The organism is Haloechinothrix alba (assembly GCF_900188115.1).
Classification (GTDB): Bacteria; Actinomycetota; Actinomycetes; order Mycobacteriales; family Pseudonocardiaceae; genus Haloechinothrix; species Haloechinothrix alba.
Map to the genome: position 1 here is coordinate 121,220 of NZ_FZNW01000001.1, position 17,374 is coordinate 138,593.

The 17,374-nt window shown below is 68.0% G+C and carries 17 protein-coding genes and 1 pseudogene; 9 read left to right on the forward strand and 9 right to left on the reverse strand.

Translation table 11 applies throughout. From position 1 onward, the window contains the following. The first annotated feature begins 122 nt into the window (after positions 1–122). From CHB84_RS00510 to CHB84_RS00535, 6 genes are all read left to right on the forward strand, one after another. On the forward strand, positions 123–1,703 hold the full coding sequence (locus CHB84_RS00510) for a protein kinase family protein (protein ID WP_245818468.1): 1,581 nt from the start codon (positions 123–125) through the stop codon (positions 1,701–1,703). Positions 1,704–1,760: 57 nt separating this feature from the next. Next, positions 1,761–2,420, forward strand: a complete 660-nt coding sequence (gene sigM, locus CHB84_RS00515) for an RNA polymerase sigma factor SigM (protein ID WP_089299458.1) — start codon at positions 1,761–1,763, stop codon at positions 2,418–2,420. Continuing rightward, on the forward strand, positions 2,417–3,169 hold the full coding sequence (locus CHB84_RS00520) for a hypothetical protein (RefSeq protein WP_089299459.1): 753 nt from the start codon (positions 2,417–2,419) through the stop codon (positions 3,167–3,169). The genes sigM and CHB84_RS00520 overlap by 4 nt, the downstream gene beginning before the upstream one ends. Positions 3,170–3,386: 217 nt before the next feature. Beyond that, on the forward strand, positions 3,387–4,418 hold the full coding sequence (gene trxB / locus CHB84_RS00525) for a thioredoxin-disulfide reductase (RefSeq protein WP_089299460.1): 1,032 nt from the start codon (positions 3,387–3,389) through the stop codon (positions 4,416–4,418). A gap of 68 nt (positions 4,419–4,486) precedes the next feature. Beyond that, positions 4,487–4,816 (forward strand): thioredoxin, encoded by a 330-nt coding sequence (gene trxA, locus CHB84_RS00530; RefSeq protein WP_089299461.1) that lies wholly within the window; start codon positions 4,487–4,489, stop codon positions 4,814–4,816. A gap of 289 nt (positions 4,817–5,105) precedes the next feature. Further along, on the forward strand, positions 5,106–6,272 hold the full coding sequence (locus CHB84_RS00535; RefSeq protein WP_089299645.1) for an N-acetylmuramoyl-L-alanine amidase: 1,167 nt from the start codon (positions 5,106–5,108) through the stop codon (positions 6,270–6,272). Between the two features lie 21 nt (positions 6,273–6,293). On the opposite strand, the gene CHB84_RS00540 is transcribed toward CHB84_RS00535, so the two are convergent. Further along, complete coding sequence (locus CHB84_RS00540) at positions 6,294–6,950, reverse strand: GNAT family N-acetyltransferase (RefSeq protein ID WP_089299462.1); 657 nt, start codon at positions 6,948–6,950, stop codon at positions 6,294–6,296. Between the two features lie 243 nt (positions 6,951–7,193). Between CHB84_RS00540 and CHB84_RS00545 the strand changes: the two genes are divergently transcribed. Continuing rightward, the gene (locus CHB84_RS00545; protein WP_089299463.1) at positions 7,194–8,525 is read left to right on the forward strand and encodes an aminotransferase-like domain-containing protein; all 1,332 of its coding nucleotides are present in this window, start codon (positions 7,194–7,196) and stop codon (positions 8,523–8,525) included. A 141-nt stretch (positions 8,526–8,666) separates the two neighbouring features. Next, positions 8,667–9,632: a D-alanine--D-alanine ligase family protein gene (locus CHB84_RS00550; RefSeq protein ID WP_089299464.1), complete on the forward strand. Its 966-nt coding sequence runs from the start codon at positions 8,667–8,669 to the stop codon at positions 9,630–9,632. Between the two features lie 88 nt (positions 9,633–9,720). Here CHB84_RS00550 and CHB84_RS00555 read toward each other — a convergent pair whose 3' ends face one another. The 3 genes from CHB84_RS00555 to rsmG form a co-directional block, all read right to left on the reverse strand. Then, positions 9,721–10,761: a ParB/RepB/Spo0J family partition protein gene (locus tag CHB84_RS00555; RefSeq protein WP_089299465.1), complete on the reverse strand. Its 1,041-nt coding sequence runs from the start codon at positions 10,759–10,761 to the stop codon at positions 9,721–9,723. A 109-nt stretch (positions 10,762–10,870) separates the two neighbouring features. After that, positions 10,871–11,782, reverse strand: coding sequence for a ParA family protein (locus CHB84_RS00560; protein WP_245818469.1), 912 nt, complete (start codon positions 11,780–11,782; stop codon positions 10,871–10,873). Positions 11,783–12,168: 386 nt separating this feature from the next. Then, positions 12,169–12,864: a 16S rRNA (guanine(527)-N(7))-methyltransferase RsmG gene (rsmG, locus tag CHB84_RS00565; protein ID WP_425432250.1), complete on the reverse strand. Its 696-nt coding sequence runs from the start codon at positions 12,862–12,864 to the stop codon at positions 12,169–12,171. Between the two features lie 588 nt (positions 12,865–13,452). On the opposite strand from rsmG, the gene CHB84_RS00570 reads away from it, so the two are divergent. Beyond that, on the forward strand, positions 13,453–13,740 hold the full coding sequence (locus CHB84_RS00570) for a hypothetical protein (RefSeq protein WP_089299468.1): 288 nt from the start codon (positions 13,453–13,455) through the stop codon (positions 13,738–13,740). 106 nt (positions 13,741–13,846) lie between these two features. Here CHB84_RS00570 and CHB84_RS00575 read toward each other — a convergent pair whose 3' ends face one another. From CHB84_RS00575 to rpmH, 5 genes and pseudogenes are all read right to left on the reverse strand, one after another. Then, positions 13,847–14,407, reverse strand: coding sequence for a Jag family protein (locus CHB84_RS00575; RefSeq protein ID WP_089299469.1), 561 nt, complete (start codon positions 14,405–14,407; stop codon positions 13,847–13,849). 387 nt (positions 14,408–14,794) lie between these two features. Then, positions 14,795–15,844 (reverse strand): annotated as a pseudogene (gene yidC, locus CHB84_RS00580) (membrane protein insertase YidC); the annotation flags it as partial. 4 nt (positions 15,845–15,848) lie between these two features. Then, complete coding sequence (yidD, locus tag CHB84_RS00585; protein WP_245818470.1) at positions 15,849–16,220, reverse strand: membrane protein insertion efficiency factor YidD; 372 nt, start codon at positions 16,218–16,220, stop codon at positions 15,849–15,851. 5 nt (positions 16,221–16,225) lie between these two features. Next, positions 16,226–16,603 carry a ribonuclease P protein component gene (rnpA, locus tag CHB84_RS00590; protein WP_089299471.1) on the reverse strand — a complete coding sequence of 126 codons (378 nt, stop codon included), beginning with the start codon at positions 16,601–16,603 and terminating at the stop codon, positions 16,226–16,228. Positions 16,604–16,719: 116 nt separating this feature from the next. Continuing rightward, positions 16,720–16,863 carry a 50S ribosomal protein L34 gene (gene rpmH, locus CHB84_RS00595; RefSeq protein WP_089299472.1) on the reverse strand — a complete coding sequence of 48 codons (144 nt, stop codon included), beginning with the start codon at positions 16,861–16,863 and terminating at the stop codon, positions 16,720–16,722. Between the last annotated feature and the right edge of the window lie 511 nt (positions 16,864–17,374).

The following is a 17,374-nucleotide window of genomic DNA, read 5'->3' on the forward strand; positions in this document are numbered from 1 at the left end:
GACCTCGAACTCGGGTATCGCGTTTGAGCCGGAACTCACGGTATGACTGACGTACGCTCGGAAGGGGACACGTTGGAGGTCGCGAGATTGCGGTGAACGACTGGCGAAGCGAGCACGGTGGCGTGCCGAGATCAAGTATCAGGGCGAGCCGGGGCGCCCTCGCCCCGGGCGGTGTCGTCGGTGACGGTCGTTATCGCCTGCTTGCCCAACTGGGTGTGGACGAGCGCGCGGGTGCGCACCTGTGGAGGGCTCGGGACGGCCAGCTCCGCAGGGACGTCGCACTCACCGTTCTCGTCGGTGACCCGGCCGATGTAACGGCCGCGCGCGGGGCACAACGCACCCTCGAACGCGCCGCGCACGCCTCGCAGTTCGGTCACAGGAACGTGGCACGAGTCCTCGACGTGCTCAGCATCGGCGACGGGATCGCCTCCACCGAAGGGCTGCTCGGGATCGTGGTCGCCGAGTGGACCAAGGGAACCGATCTTGTCGATATGATCGGCGACGGTCCGGTCGCGCCCGCCACGGCCTGCCGCATGCTCGAACCGCTCGCCGAGGCCGTGGACCGCGCACACAACCAGGGACTCGTTCTGGGGATAGACCACCCGCAGCGAGTCAGGCGGTCGCCGGACGGCACCGTCCGGCTGGTGTTCCCCGGGCCGCTGCCGAACGGGACGCTGCGCGACGACGTCAAGGCACTCGGCGCCTACCTCTACCTGCTGCTGACCGGGTACTGGCCGCTCGAGCAGGGTCCCGCAGCCATACCGGCCGCGCCGACCGGCAAGGATGGCGCGCTACGGCACCCGCAGAACCTCCGGCCGGAGGTTCCGAAGGAGCTGTCCGCGCTCGCGGCCCGCACCATCGAGGACAGCGGGGGTGGGGGCGTGCGCACCAGCGCGGCCTTCCTGCGTGTGCTCAGCCAGATCGCGCAGGACGAGGAGCACAAGGCATACCTGCGACGGACAGGTGCCGAGACGGAGCAGCCCGGCTACACCGAAGCCGACGGCACCGTCTGGACCACCCGCCGCCCCGTGACCGACGCGGGCCAGCGTAAGAAGCTGGCATTCGGCGCGACCGTGCTCGTGGTAGCCGCGGTCGGGATCATCGCGTGGATCGGGCTGTCGTTGATCAGCTTCTTCAGCGACGAGGACGCCGCCATCGGCCCCGACTTCAACGTGGCCGAGACAACGCAGCAGGACGACGAGGACTCCGACGAGCAGGGAGAGGGCAACGCGGGCAGTGGTCAGGAAGGGCCCGAGCCCTCGCTCGCGGAGGTCGAGCCCGGTCACGTCCAGGGATACAACCCGAAGGGGACGGGGGACCACCCGGACCGCGCACCGAACGCCATCGACGGCAACCCGGACACGTCCTGGGTGACGTCGCAGTACAAGCAGCAGCTGCCCGCGTTGAAACCGGGAACGGGTCTGTCACTGACCTTCGAGGAACCGATCGAGCTGCACAAGGTCGACGTGCTCAGCGAGAGCACCGGCACGGAGATCGAGATCCGCACCGCACAGCACCCGAACTCGTACCTGGACAGCACGGAGATTCTCGGGTCGGGACAGGTCACCGAACGCGAGACGGGTATCGAGCTCGACGAGCCCACCACCGTGACCTACGTGATGATCTGGATCACCGAACTCGGCGGTCCCGACGGCGCGTTCGAGTCCGAGATCAACGAGCTCACCTTCTACACCTCCGAGTAGGCGGCGAACCGCTGACGCGGCCATGCCGGCTGGCATGACGCTAGTAGGCTCCGTCGGGTGACCGCCGCAGCAACTGACGCAGATCTGATCGCTGCCCACGCACGGGGAGACCCGAACGCATTCAGCGAGATCGTCCTCAGGCACCGGGACCGGATGTGGGCGGTCGCGCTGCGCACGATGCGCAACCACGAGGACGCCGCGGACGCGCTGCAGGAGGCCTTCGTCTCCGCGTACAGGGCAGCGGCGAACTTCCGCGCGGAGTCGCAGGTCAGCACCTGGCTGCACCGGATCGTGGTGAACGCGTGCCTGGATCGCATCCGCAAGCAGCAGGCGCGCCCGACCGTGCCGCTTCCCGAGACCGACGAGTACCGCGAGCCCGCCGCTCCCGGCGACTCCATGGCGCAGCGCGAGACAAACCTGATCATCGCCGACGCGCTCCGCGAGCTCCCCGAGGATCAACGCGTGCCGATCGTGCTCGTGGATGTCGAGGGCTACTCGGTCGCCGAGACAGCCGAGATGCTCGGCATCGCCGGTGGCACGGTGAAGAGCCGCTGTGCGCGGGGACGGGCGAAGCTGGCACAGCTTCTCGGGCATCTACGGAACCCGGATGCGAATGCAAACGTCCCAGCTTCAGGCGGCACGGCGGATGCCGCACGACCTTCGCACCCGAGCGAGCAGGTGCACCCGACGCCGCCACGCCGAACGGAGGGACGATGACTGACACGCGGAGGGGGGCGGACAGTGCGTCGGGAAGGCCGTGGTCTGTCGACCTGCTCGCCGACCTGCATGCCGGCGTACTCGGCGAGGGCGACGCCGCCAGGCTGTGGGAGCGGGTACGTCACGACAGCGAGGCGATGGACATCCTCCGGTCGCTGGATGCCACCACGGAGGACCTCGCGCATTTCGGAGCGCAGCGGCCGGAGCCGGTACCACCCGAGGTCGCCGCACGCATCGACGCGGCGCTCGCGCACGAGAGAACGGTGACGCCCCCGGCTCACGTCGCGGACCTGTCCGCTGCCCGCGCCAAGCGAAACAAGCTGCTCGGCTGGGCAGGCGGACTGGCCACGACAGCGGCTGCGGCGATCGCCGCGCTGGCCATCCTCATGCCAGAGGAGACCACGCCCGGCACCCCCGTCGCCTCCGAGGTCGGGCAGGGCACGGACCTTCCCCCGGTCACGCTGCACGCGCAGCGGCCGGAGCTCACACTGGACAACACCTTCGGCATGTGGGACTACGGGCCGCTGGAGGATCGTGGCACGCTCGACGCGTGCCTCAAGGAGAGCGGCATCGACCCCGATGTCCGACCGGCAGGCGTACGGCAAGGCACCGTCGACGGCGAGCAGGCCGTTCTCGTGGTCCTGACCACAGGCAACGTCGCGGAGTACCGGCTGCTGGCGCTCGCGCCGACGTGCGGCCAGGACGGCGGAGGGCTGCTCTACGACGAGGTGATCGGCGGCACCGGCTGAGCCGGTACGGTCGCGGCAGCCGGGCATGACGCACGCCACGGAACAACTCGCGTGCGTGTTCGTGTTGACGACAGTAGCGGCGATGGCAGAGTGATTCTCGGGCCACACCCGGTCGGGCCGCGGTCCGACGCGGTGCTCTGTGACACTGGAGTGCCTGGCCGTCGAGAACGAGACAGTCATTGCCCATACGCGAGGGGAACGTTAGCGGAGGTACCGGGTGTCAGCGGAAGGCATACGTAACCTGATCATCGTGGGCTCCGGGCCCGCAGGCTATACCGCGGCCGTGTACGCGGCCCGTGCGGACCTGCAGCCACTGGTGTTCGAGGGTGCGCAGTTCGGCGGCGCGCTCATGACCACGACCGAGGTGGAGAACTACCCCGGTTTCCGGGACGGTATCCAGGGCCCCGAGCTGATGGACGAGATGCGCAAGCAGGCCGAACGTTTCGGCGCCGAGCTGCGCGCGGAGGACGTGGAGGAAGCCGACCTCACCGGCGATATCAAGTACGTCACGGCCAACGGCACGCGCTACGCGGCACACGCGGTGGTACTGGCCATGGGCGCCGCCCCGCGCTACCTCAACGTTCCCGGCGAGCAGGAGTTGCTGGGCAGGGGAGTTTCCTCCTGCGCGACCTGCGACGGCTTCTTCTTCCGCGACCACGACATCGCCATCGTCGGCGGCGGTGACTCCGCGATGGAGGAAGCCACCTTCCTGACCAAGTTCGCGCGCAGTGTCACGATCATCCACCGCCGCGAGGAGTTCCGCGCCTCCAAGATCATGCTCGACCGCGCCAAGGCGAACGAGAAGATCCACTGGAAGCTCAACTCGCAGGTCACCGAGGTGAAGGGCGAGGGGACCGTAAGTGGGCTCACGCTCACCGACACCGTGACCGGCGAGCGGTCCGAGCTCGCCGTGACCGGGTTCTTCGTCGCCATCGGCCACGACCCGCACAGCGCGCTGGTCCGTGGCCAGGTGGACACCGACGAGGACGGCTACGTACTCGTCAAGGGGCGCAGCTCCTACACCAATCTCGATGGGGTGTTCGCGTGCGGGGACCTCGTCGACAGCACCTACCGGCAGGCCGTCACCGCTGCCGGTACCGGTTGCACGGCCGCCATCGACGCGGAACGGTGGCTCGCCACCCGCGGCGAGTCCGAGGCCGCGCACCAGGCCGCTGATCTGGTCGGCGGCGGTTACGGCGCACCAGTCACGGCTGGCGCCGGTAGCACCAACCAGGGGTCGGGCGCGTGAAGTACGACCAGTCCACCGTACCTACCTGGTGACAGACCCGACCTTCGAACACGATGCAGGGAGACAAGATGGCCGATACGCCAGTCAACGTGACCGATGCCAGCTTCGGCGACGACGTACTCAAGCACGACAAGCCCGTGCTCGTCGACTTCTGGGCAACCTGGTGCGGACCGTGCAAGATGGTGGCGCCGGTGCTGGAAGAGATCGCGGCCGAGCACGGTGACAAGATCACCATCGCCAAGCTCGACATCGACCAGAACCCGGGGACGGCGCGGGACTACCAGGTCATGTCGATCCCTACCCTGATCCTGTTCTCCGGTGGCGAGCCGGTGAAGCAGATCGTCGGTGCCAAGCCCAAGGCTTCGCTGCTGTCCGAGCTCTCCGACGTCATCGGCTGACGCACCCGAGGGCAGCGCTCGCTCGTGCCCGCTCGTGCCCGCTCGTGCTCACCCGTTCCCGGAACCGAGCCGGGCCCCGTACCCTGGCCATGGCGGGCGAGCGCTGCCGTACCTTCCTACACCCACCGGTGAGCCGGATAGCGTACCCTGAACGCGCATCTCGGCGCACCCGGACTCCCTGCGCAACCACCGTCCGCTCACAAGGCACAATAGGACTCCCCGGACCCCTCCCCGGGGTCGCCCGTCGAGACCGGGTGAAATGTGGTCGGCGAGGAAGAGCGAGGAGTGCATGCGGGTACTCCGCCGCGGTGACGTCGGCGCTGATGTCGCCGAGATCAGATCACTACTCACCGCTGTGAACATGCTGCCCCCAGCGAGCGACACTACAGCGAACGACACGACACACACGCCAGGGGACCAGCAGTTCGATGCCGTCGTCGAGGAAGCCGTGCGCACCTTCCAGCAGCACCGTGGCCTGATGACGGACGGCGTGGTGGGCCCTGCTACCTATCGTGCGCTGCGTGGCGCCAGCTTCCACCTGGGTAGCAGGCCGCTGGCATACATGATGTCCGCGCAGGTGCACGGCGACGACGTGTTCGCCCTCCAGGAGCGGTTGACGGAGCTCGGTTACGACGCGGGACGGCCCGACGGGGTCTTCGGCCCCCGTACCGAGGCGGCGTTGCGGAACTTTCAGCGGGACTACGGCCTGGTGATCGACGGGATCTGCGGCCCGGGCACGGTCCGCGCGCTCCGCCAGCTCTCCCCGCGCGCGAGCGGCGGTCGCCCCGTGCTGCTCAGGGAGCAGGAAGAGGTCCGCAAGGCAGGACCCCGGTTGCGCGGCAAGCGGATCGTCATCGACCCGGGGCACGGCGGCGAGGATCCCGGCATCGAAGTCCACGGTGTCCGCGAGGCCGATATCGCATGGGACCTCGCGCGCAGGCTCGAGGGTCGCATGGCGGCCACCGGGATGGATGCGCTGATCTCCCGCGGTCCCGACCAGACCCCGTCCGAGGCGGACCGGGCCGCGTTCGCCAACGAGGCGAGCGCCGACATGCTGCTGTCCCTGCACTGCGACTACAACACCTCGCCACGCGCGCAGGGCGTCGCCAGTTTCCACTTCGGTACCGGCAACGGGACCACGTCCACCGTCGGGGAGCTGCTCGCCGGTTTCATCCAGCGCGAGCTCGTCGCACGGACCGACCTGATCGACTGCCGCACGCACCCGCGCACCTGGGAGCTCCTGCGCCTGACCCGGTGCCCGGCCGTGCGGGTGGAGATCGGATACCTCACCAATCAGGAGGACCGCAGCCGCATGGCGGATCCGCACTTCCGGGATGTGGTAGCGGAGGGTCTACTGGTCGCGGTCAAGCGCCTGTACCTGCTCGGCGAGAACGACCAGCCGACCGGTACCTTCACCTTCGCGGACGTGCTGCGCCACGAGCTGACCAAGCAGTAGGCCCGCGCAGGCCTGCACTGCTCACACCCTGCCCAGGCTGCGCTCCCGGCTTCCCACGGTGGACACCGAGACCTGCCCGAGCAGCTGCTCGAGCGCGGCCTCCACATCCTCCTTCCACGACATGCCGGCACGCAGCTCCAGGCGCATTCGTGGCCACCGCACATCCGCGGCCACGGTCTTGAACCCCACGCTGCGCAGGAAGTCCGCGGGGACGACGCAGTTGTGGTCGATCGCGTTCTGCGCGGCCTCGGCGGCCTCCTCGTCACCGAACGCCTCGATGGCCTTCACGCCTCGCCGTGTCAGATCCTGCACCGCGGCCTGCACCAGCATCCTGCCCAGCCCGCAGGAACGGAACTCGGGCAGCACGAAGAAGCTGGTCAGCATGATCGCGTCGGCGCTGACCGGGGCCGTGGGAAACGCCGAAGCACGCGGCACGGCATTCGGCGGCGCGTAGAGCACGAACCCGACAGGGAGATCCTCGCTGTAGGCGATGCGACCGCAGGACCCCCACTCCAGCAGCACAGCCGAGATCCAGGCCTCCTTCTCCACCTCGGTCTCGCCGTACTCCTCCACCTGCTCGCGCATGTGCGGGGCGAGCTCCCAGTAGACGCACCGGCGGCAGCGCAGCGGCAGGCGTTCGAGGTTGTCCAGCGTGACACCGACGACGTGTCGTGACACGGGACCTCCCAAGGGTCGGCGCATCGGACTGGTCAGGCGCGCTGTCGCGGCGCCGCGATCAAGCAGCTCACCACCGAGGATATGTCCTCGGCACAGGCGACGTAAGCGGGTGCCCCGTTGGGGACGGGTGAGGTGTGACCCACGCCCGCGCGCTGGCCGTGGCCGTACCCCACCTGGTTACACTCAGATGATGTGCCGCACACGGCGGTAGCCCATGAAGCCATCTCTTGCGAAAAGTGCCACATGAACCCCTCCGGACCCACGCAGCCCAGTGACGAGCACGACCCGAGCCGTCACAACCTCGATCCTCACCTGGACCGCTACGCCGCGCGGACAGCGGGGATGACCGCATCGGAGATCCGTGCCCTCTTCGCGGTCGCGAGCAGGCCCGAGGTCGTCTCGCTGGCCGGAGGGATGCCGAACCTCACGGCACTGCCGCTGGAGTCGCTTGCCGCACAGATGTCCGACCTCATCCGCGAGGAGGGGCTCACCGGACTGCAGTACGGCTCGGCGCAGGGCGTCCCGGCTCTGCGTGAGCAGATCTGCGAGATCATGGCGCTCGAGGGGATCTCCGCGCACCCCGACGACGTCGTGGTCACCGTCGGCTCCCAGATGGGCCTGGACATGGTCACCCGGCTGTTCTGTGACCCGGGAGACGTCGTGCTCGCCGAAGGGCCCTCCTACGTCGGCGCCATCGGCTCGTTCACCGCCTACCAGGCCGAGATCGAGCATGTCGCGATGGATGACGACGGGCTCGTCCCGGAACACCTCCGCGAGGCCCTCGCCCGCACCGAGCGCGAGGGCAAACGGGTCAAGTTCCTCTACACGATCCCGAACTTCCACAACCCTGCAGGCGTGACACTTGCCGTGAACCGGCGCAGCGAGATCCTGGAGATCTGCCGCCAGCACGGCGTTCTGGTGATCGAGGACAACCCGTACGGGTTGCTCGACTTCAACGGAAACATCTACCCGGCGCTACGGGCATCCGACCCGGACAACGTGGTCTACCTGGGGTCGTTCTCCAAGACCTTCGCCTCCGGCCTGCGGGTCGGCTGGGTGCTGGCCCCGCACGCCGTGCGGGAGAAGCTCGTGCTGGCCTCCGAGTCCGCGACACTGTGCCCGCCGACTCTCAACCAGCTCGTGGTATCACGCTACCTCTCCAGCCACGACTGGATGGGCCAGATCAAGACGTTCCGGGAGAACTACCGGGAACGCAGGGACGCGATCCTCGGCGCGCTCGAGCAGCACATGCCTCCAGGCTGCAGCTGGACACACCCCTCCGGCGGTTTCTACGTGTGGCTCACCGTCCCGGAAGGCGTGGACGCCAAGGCAATGCTCCCCCGTGCGGTGACGGCACGGGTCGCCTACGCTTCCGGAACGGGCTTCTACGCCAACGCCGGGGGCAGCAGCCAGATGCGGCTATCGTACTGCTACCCGACACCCGAGCGCCTCCGGGAAGGGGTCCGCAGGCTGGCGGGCGTACTCGAGTCCGAAATAGAACTCGTGCACACCTTCGGTACGGTGCATGCACGCACGAGCTCCGGACCCGATACGCCGTCGCCGGACACCGCGTGACAGGTGTCGGCCCTGCTACCGGTCGCCCGGCACGGCGAAGCTCCGACGCACTGTCCACTACCGATACCGAGGAGGGACTGTTGCAGAATCACGCGGCAGCTCACCCGGTGACAGCAGAGCAACCGATACAGGAGTAGTCCCGTGGGAGACAGCACCAAGGCCGAACGAACCGTAGCCGTGCTCGCCGGCGGGCTCTCACACGAGCGCGACGTCTCGTTGCGTTCCGGACGCAGGCTCTCCGCCGCGCTGCGCCCGGAAGGGTTGCACGTCGAGGAATGGGACACCGACGCCTCGTTGATCACCAGGCTGCGCGACCAGCGCCCGCACGCGGCGATCGTGGCGCTGCACGGGGGAGAGGGGGAGAACGGGTCCATCCAGGCCGTGCTCGAGATGCTCGACGTGCCGTATGTCGGTACGAGCGCGCACGCGTGCCGGCGTGCGTGGGACAAGCCGACGGCCAAGGCGGAGATCGCCGAGGCCGGGTATCCCACGCCCGGGTGGGTCGTGCTCCCGCACAGCACGTTCCGGGAGCTGGGCGCACAGGCCATGCTCGAAGCCATGGTGGACTGCCTGGGGCTGCCGCTGATCCTCAAGCCCGACCAGGGAGGGTCCGCACTCGGCACGCAGGTCGTGCGCGACAAGGCCGAGCTGTCCACCGCGATGGTCGGCTGCTTCGCCTACGCCGACGCCGTGCTCGCCGAGCGGTTCATCGAAGGGGTCGAGGTAGCGGTGACCGTCGTGGAGCGGGACGGCGAACTGGAGGCGCTGCCACCGGTGGAGATCGTTCCGGAAAGCGGTGTCTACGACTACACCAGCAGGTACACGGCAGGGCTGACCGACTTCTTCGCCCCTGCCCGGCTGACCGACGATGTCGCAGCCGGAGTCGCCGAGCTCGGGATCTCGGCGCACAGGCTGCTCGGCCTGCGCGACATCTCGCGCACCGACGCCATGATCGACGCAGCGGGAACGGTGCACTTCCTCGAGGTCAACATCTCGCCGGGCCTCACCGAGACCTCCACGGTCCCGATGGCCATCGAGGCATCCGGACGCACGCTCGGCACGATCTACTCCGACCTTGTCGACCAAGCGACAAAGCGCTCCGCGTAACGATGGTGGCGAGCCGGGGGACTCCTTCGATACCAGATATGTACCGACGGGGCCCTTCGGCTCGCCACCATCACCGTGACGAAACGAATTAGTCCGATGGGCCGTGGATGTTACGCGCCTGGCGGGCGCTCTCCGGGTCCATGATCCCCACGATCCGCTCCAGGTCGTCCACCGAGCCGAACTCCACGACGATGCGACCCTTGCGACGGCCCAGATCCACCTTCACCTTCGTGTCGAAGGTGTCCGACAGGCGATCGGTCAGGTCCTTCAGGCCGGGAGCCTGCATCGGCTTGCGCCCCGGGGCCTGCTCCTTCGACTCTTGTTCCGGCTCGGACCGGGTGAGCGTGACAGCCTCCTCGGTAGCCCGCACCGACAGGCCCTCGGCCACGATCCGGGCAGCGAGCTCCTCCTGACGTTCCGGATCCTCGAGCGCCATCAACGCCCGGGCATGGCCCGCGGACAGGACACCGGCCGCGACCCGGCGCTGCACGGGGAGGGGCAGCCGCAGCAACCTGATGGTATTGGTGATCACGGGCCGGCTACGGCCGATTCGGCTCGCGAGCTCCTCGTGCGTCACCTCGAACTCTTCGAGGAGCTGTTCGTAGGCTGCGGCCTCCTCGAGCGGGTTGAGCTGCACGCGGTGAATGTTCTCCAGCAGCGCGTCACGCAGCATCGCGTCGTCGGTAGTCTGCCGGACGATGGCGGGCAAGGTAGTCAGCTCGGCGCGTTGTGCCGCGCGGAGCCTCCGCTCACCCATGACGAGCTCGAACTCGTCATCGGGTAGTTGCCGCACCACGATGGGTTGCATGAGCCCGAACTCGCGGATCGAGTGCTCGAGCTCACCCAACGCCTCCTCGTCGAAGACCTGGCGCGGCTGGCGCGGGTTGGACCTGATGGACGCGACCGGGATCTCCCGGTAGACGGCCCCGGCGACTTCCTTTCCCGGTGCGCCTCCCGCCGCAGCGTCCTCGGCCGGCCCATCGATGGACCCGTTCGCTGCGAACCAGTCAGTGCCGATCGAACCGGTACCGGGTACTGGATCCTGACCGTTCTGCGCTTCCTCCTCGACAGGTCCGGTGGGGATCAACGCGGCAAGCCCTCGTCCGAGTCCGCCTTTGCGATCTGTCATGCCGTCTCCTTCAGTATCCCAAACTGCCCTTCAGCGCCCCGTGGTTCACGTGTCTCATCGCCGGCACTCGCTGTGCCCCGAATACGGCCGCCCGGTTCGGCCACGCTCATCAAGCCGCCACACCCGCACCTCGTTCAGCCAGCTCCCGCGCGGCATCCACGTAGCTCATCGAGCCACGCGAGCCGGGGTCGTAGGCGAGGACGGTCTGGCCGTATCCCGGCGCCTCGGAGACCTTCACGCTTCTCGGGATGACCGTACGAAGCACGATCTCGCCGAAGTGCTGCCGGACCTCGTCGGCGACCTGATCCGCCAGCTTGGTTCGCCCGTCGTACATCGTGAGCACGATGGTGGAGATCTCCAGCTGCGGGTTGAGATGCGACTGCACCAGCTCGATATTGCTGAGCAGCTGGCCCAGCCCTTCGAGCGCGTAGTACTCGCACTGGATCGGGATCAGGACCTCGTGCGCGGCGACCAGCGCGTTCACGGTCAGCAACCCGAGCGATGGCGGGCAGTCGATAAAGACGTAGTCGACATCGACCTCGTCCAGCGCCTCATTCGTCAGCGCCTCCTTCAATCGCGCCTCCCGGGAGGCCATCGACACGAGCTCGATCTCGGAGCCGGCCAGGTCGATCGTTGCGGGAACGCAGAGCAGGTTGGGGGACTGGTGGCTGGCGACCACGGCGTCCGCCAGAGCGACCTCACCGATCAGCAGCTCGTAGACCGACGGTGTACCGGAACGGTGGTCGACCGTCAGCGCGGTACTGGCATTTCCCTGCGGATCCAGATCGATCACGAGAACCCGGAGACCGTGCAGGGCCAGCCCGGCGGCGAGGTTGACGGCGCTCGTCGTCTTGCCGACGCCGCCTTTCTGATTCGCCACCGTGACCACACGACGTCGCCGGGGCCTCGGGAAGCTGTACTCCTCGGGATGCAGCACCCGCGCCGCGCGCTCGGCCTCTTCGCCGATCGGCGTCCAGTCCGGCCTGTTCTCGGAGTCGTCCGAAAGCGTTGACGGATTCACTTCGGTATCGCACCTTCCCGACGTCTCAAGACGTCGCTCTCTCACGAGTTCGCGCTGTTTCACGTGGAACATGCCAGTGCCCCGCCGGCACCGCGCGCTCCATACCTTGGTCGGATCATCTGCGTCGGCCCACCGTCGCTCCCGGTACCGGCGCAGTGCGCCCGTACCGGGTTGGTCGCCCAATCGTCGTTGCCGCCCCAGCGGTCCCCCGTCCGCTGGATTGCCAACAACCTGCCACCCTGCACGTACCTACCGCCCGCTCACGCCCGGTACGTCCCTCTCGCTGGCTCGCGACCACGGACGGCCCCGGCTCGAACGTACGTGTCTTATCATTCCATGCCTGCCCGCGTCCGCGTCGACACCTGTGCCCTTCCTCCCACGGCGTGTCATGAGGCTCGGCCGCGTCGTGCCGATCGCGCCCGAGCGGAGGTGCGCTTCTTCGTCCTGCCCGGAGTGCTGACCTTCTGCACCACGACCACCGTCGCCGGGTCGTCAAGGAGACCGGAACCGCACGCGACGATCGCGGGCTCGCCGCCTCCCAGCCGGTACAGCTCTGCCCGGTCCCGCTCGACCTCCTCCGCCGCGCCTGCTCCCTTCATCGCGAGCAGCCGCCCCTCTGGCCGTAGTAGCGGCAGGCACCAACCGCCCAGCTTCGCCATCGGGGCCACGGCTCGCGCGATCACCACGTCGGCGCCGCCGACGCCGCACGACTCCGCGCGGGCACGCACGATCTCGACGTTGCCGAGCTCCAACGCGGCCGCGACCTCCTCCAGCCACCGCACCCGGCGCGCCATGGACTCCATCAGAACGACACGCAGGTCCGGGCGCGTCAGCGCCAGGGGGATGCCGGGTAGGCCCGCCCCGGAGCCCACGTCCACCACCGTCGACCCTGACGCGACGAGCTCGGCGACCACTGCCGAGTTGAGCACGTGGCGATCCCACAACCGCTCGACCTCGCGCGGCCCGATCAAGCCGCGGGTAACCCCCTGCTCGGCGAGTAGATCGACGAAGCGGCGCGCTCCATCCAACCCAGGTCCCAGTATGGTGGTCGCGACTTCCGGCGCCTCTCGCACGGTCCGCACTCTCCTGACTCCATCGATGCCCGCGTGCCCATGGTGGCGTGACGGGGCAGGGAACCGGTTCAGTATCTCGCGGGGAAGGCGCCCCGGAGACGGCGCATCCGTTTCACGTGAAACCGGGCACCCGAAGCCCCGCTCGACCGACGGCCGCCGCGTTTCACGTGAAACGCGACAAGCAGCCCGGTGCGCTGTCTCCTGACCGCCGCTCCGCCGCAACGTCGATCCCATTCGCGGCCCAGCGGCGTGCCGCTCGACCGGCCACCGCGCCCGCACCGCCCCGCACGCCGCACGGGCCGCACATCACCGTCACTCGACCCGGCGCGCACATCGCATCGCATTCGGTAACCAATCGCCCGGTGGTGTCCGCCGGCACCCCGCCGGACACCATCCCCGTGATACCGAACAACGAGCCCCGCCAACGACCCACAGCGCCCGACGCGGCCTGGGCGCACCCGCTCCCGCGCACGGTGGCGGTGGCGTCGACGCGGGGAGAGCCCCCCGGGGGGGGCGTGAAGTATCGCGTGTCGATGGCCGCACCACCAAGCGGCCGCTGTCGGCCGGCCCGTCCTGCGAGCCCGCGCGACGAGAACGGTGCCGCCCAACGCGGCGTTCCCGGCCAGCGTGATCGGTCACCTCACAAGCCACGGCATCACGCGGATCGGGCGGCTGACGGCCGACAGCGCGTCGGCCTACCGGATGGTCCTCACCCGCGGCGCCTCACGAACGGCTGCCCGCGCGCCCCGGTTGGAGCACGACAACACCCACCAACCGCCGGCGACCAACCTTCTGGCCAAGTACATCCCGGGCCGCACCTGGGACAGCGGGACCGGCGCGATCCGGCTACGGGTGCCGGCGGCTGACGTCCCCGGTTTCACATGAAACACGGCGCCGAGCACTACCCGTCGCGCCGCGAGCCTCCCGCGGTCAAACAAAAGGCGGCCCGCCCCCGACAGGGGTGGACCGCCTCAGGCTCCTACGGGCTCGGTCAACCATCTCCGGCCGGGACCACGACCACCCGGCGCTTGGGTTCCTCACCTTCGCTCTCACTCGTCACGCCGTCCATCTCCGCCACCGCGTCATGCACGACCTTGCGCTCGAAGGGGCTCATCGGCTGGAGTCGCTCCCGATCGCCGCTCTCCAGTGCCTTACGGCCCGCGGACCTACCCAGCTCCATCAGCTCGGCACGCCGGTCCGCGCGCCAGCCCGCGATGTCGAGCATCAGCCTGCTCCGCACACCGGTCTGCTGCTGCACCGCCAGCCGCGTCAGCTCTTGCAGCGCCTCGAGTACCGATCCCCGCGAACCGACGAGCTTCTCCAGATCATCGCCGCCATCGATGCTGACCATCGCTCGCCCGCGCTCGACGTCCAAGTCGATGTCGCCGTCGAAGTCGAGCAGGTCAAGCAACCGCTCCAGGTAGTCTCCCGCGATGTCGCCTTCTCGAACAAGCGCGTCCTCGTTCGTCGCCGGGGGACCCACGTCGCTCTCCTCCGCGGACGCGTCGGGTTCCTCGGCCTCGGCATCAACCGGCTGGATGGTCTCGGACATCATCTCTCCTTCCACAGCGTGCGGAACGCATCGCCGTTCGATGCTTCAGCCGCGCTTGCGGCCCGACTTCTTCTTGGCCGCACCCGTCCCGGCTCGGCCGGTCCCGCTCGCATTCGCTCCGTTCTTCTTGGCTTGCCCACCCGTCGACTTCGCGCCGCTCGCGGACTGGCCAGTTCCGGAGGAGCCCGTCTTGGACCCGGATGACTTCGCCTTGCCGTTCGTCGACGGGGCTCCGCCCTTGCTCGCCTTGGCACCGCCTGCCGAGGAACCCCCAGAGGTCTTACCCGAGCCGGACGCACCCTGCTTCCCGGTCGACGACTTGGCCTGCTTTCCGGGTTGCTTCCCGGACTGGTTCCGCTGCTTGTTTCCTTGACCGGATCCCGATCGGTTCTGCTTCGCTCCCGATGTGCCCGCCTTCTTCGGGGCCTGCTTCTGGGGCGCCTGCTTCTGGGGCGCCTGCTGCTCGGTCGTTTCCTGTGTGCCGTCGGCCTCGCCCTGGCTCTCGTGCACGCCGTCATCCGACTCGGAGTCGCCGTCCTCGCTTGCCTCGCCCGCGGTGCCCTTCTTCTTGTCGGGCCGTTGACCCGGCTTCGGCGCCAGGTCCGTGCGCTTCTGCGAGGCCTGTTCCTTCTTCTGCTCCTCTTCCCGGTCGATCCAGCGGTAGACCAGACGCTGCTGCATCAGCGTCCACGTGTTGTTCGCCAGGAAGTAGATCAGTAGCCCGAGCGGCATGAACGCACCGAACACCAGCAGACCGATCGGGAACATGTACTGGGTCAGCTTGTTCATGATCGCGGTCTGCTGCGTGGCCGTAGCGGGATTCTGCCGCTGTACGGAGTGCCGCGCCGTCAGGTGCGTCAGGATGGAAGCCAGGATCATCATGGGCACGCCGACCGGCAGCGCCGCACTGTGGAAACCGGCGTTCACCGCCTCGGCACCGGTACCGACGGTGGCCATCTGGGTGTTGTAGATCGCCTGGCCGAGGTTCGACCCGAAGATGTCCGCCTCGATGTACTGGCTGACGCCTTCCGGGCTGAAGAAGTAGTTGCCCGATCCCTCTTCATTGCTGCTCGCGAAGAGGCGGAGCACGTGTACCAGACCGATGAAGACCGGGATCTGCAGCAGGATCGGCAGGCACCCGCCGACCGGGTTGACGCCGTGCTCACGTTGGAGCTTCTGCATCTCCTGTGCCTGGCGCTGGCGGTCGTTCGCGTACCGCTTCTGGATCTTCTTGATCTCCGGCGCGAAGTCCTGCATCTTGCGCATCGAGCGCACTTGGCTCACGAACGGCTTGAACAGGATCGCCCTGACCGTGAAGGTGAGGAAGACGATACCCAGTACCCACGACACCGCCTGTGTCTCGCCCAGCACGAACCCGAAAGCCTTGTGCCAGAACCACAAGATGAACGAGACGGGGTAATAGATGAAGTCGAGCACTGAGCTACTCCTCGATTGAGCTACCTGATCTCTGGGCGCGCACCGAGAACCGGTCCGGAACCGGGTCCAGACCTCCAGGGTGCCAGGGTCCGCACCGTCCGAGCCTGCACAGGGTCATAACCGACCCCTTCACAGCGCCGTGCCGGGCCAGCGCATCCAACGCGTAAGCGCTACAGCTCGGGTAGAAGCGACAACTCGGGGGAAGCAGCGGTCCGATAAGCAGCCGGTACAGGCGTACCGGCAACTGGACGAGCCAGGCGAGTGGGCCCGGGCGCGCCCACGACGCCGAGGATCTACTGCGCTGCGCGTCGCAGGCATCGTCCTCGGACTCGTGGCGCTGCTCCGCCATGCCCGTCGGCTTCTGGCTCTCGTTCACACGGGTCATCCGTCGTCGTCATCGCTGCGCCGGCTCGGAATCATTCCCAGCCGGCGCAGCGCGCTGTCAACATCGTTCGCGAGTTCTCGGCTCGTGGCGGAAGCAGCCGAGGGTAAGGCTCGTATCACCAACGAACTCCCCGGCCGCAATGTTCCAAGTCGCGCTCGCGTCACGTGACGTAATTTTCGCGTCACCCGATGCCGCACAACCGAGTTGCCTACCGCCTTGCTGACGACGAACCCCGCCTTGGACGGAGTCGACTCAGCCATGTCCTGCCCGGGTACGGCGTGGACCACGAGGCGCCGTCGACCCGCTTTGACGCCCCGCCGCATGACGTGCCGGAACTCCTCGCTCCGCCGTACCCGCGCTTCCTTCGGTAACACGGCGTCCTACCCAACGTTTCCGGTCAGAACACCGACGTAGCCGAACGGAACGGGGAGCACCCTCCCCGTTGCCATGCGATCCACAACGAACACGGCGTGGTCGGCCGTGGCACGACTCAGGCGGACAGCCTCGCGCGACCCTTGTGGCGGCGAGCGGCGACCACGGCGCGCCCCGCACGAGTGTGCATACGCTGGCGGAACCCGTGCTTACGCGCCCGCCGACGCTTGTTCGGCTGAAATGTGTGCTTACCCTTGCTCACGGCTGCCCGCTCCTCAACTCACAGTTGTTGAACTGCCTACTCGGTGTCCTGCTCACGGATCGGGTCGTTCACCCGTCCGCCCTGACGCTGTCCTCCGCTGCACTTCGCTGTCGTCCGCAGTCGCGCGCCACCGCTCGAGACGGCCGCCTCTCAACCCTGACCCGGCGAACACGTTGTGCAGGGCCGGACTCGGGCACACCAAAGGCGCCCGTTGTCGACGGGGGACCTTACGAGCGTACGCACTCCTTACCCGGTCGTGTGCACCGCCCCCCGGATGTCGCCCGGGTGGGCGCACGTCGCGTCATCCACCTGGCCGAGTGAATACTCGGCCGTTCCAACTGGCGACACGCCGTATTGCGTGAAATCCTTGCCGCCATGCAACTCTTGTGGCACGTCCCGGGCCTTGTTACTGTGCTCCTTCTCGGGCGGACCAATCAAGCAGCGCCACACTGAGCGCGCTGGAGAAGTGTGCGAAGCTTTTCGGCACAGTCTTGAGCCGATGGCGATCCGA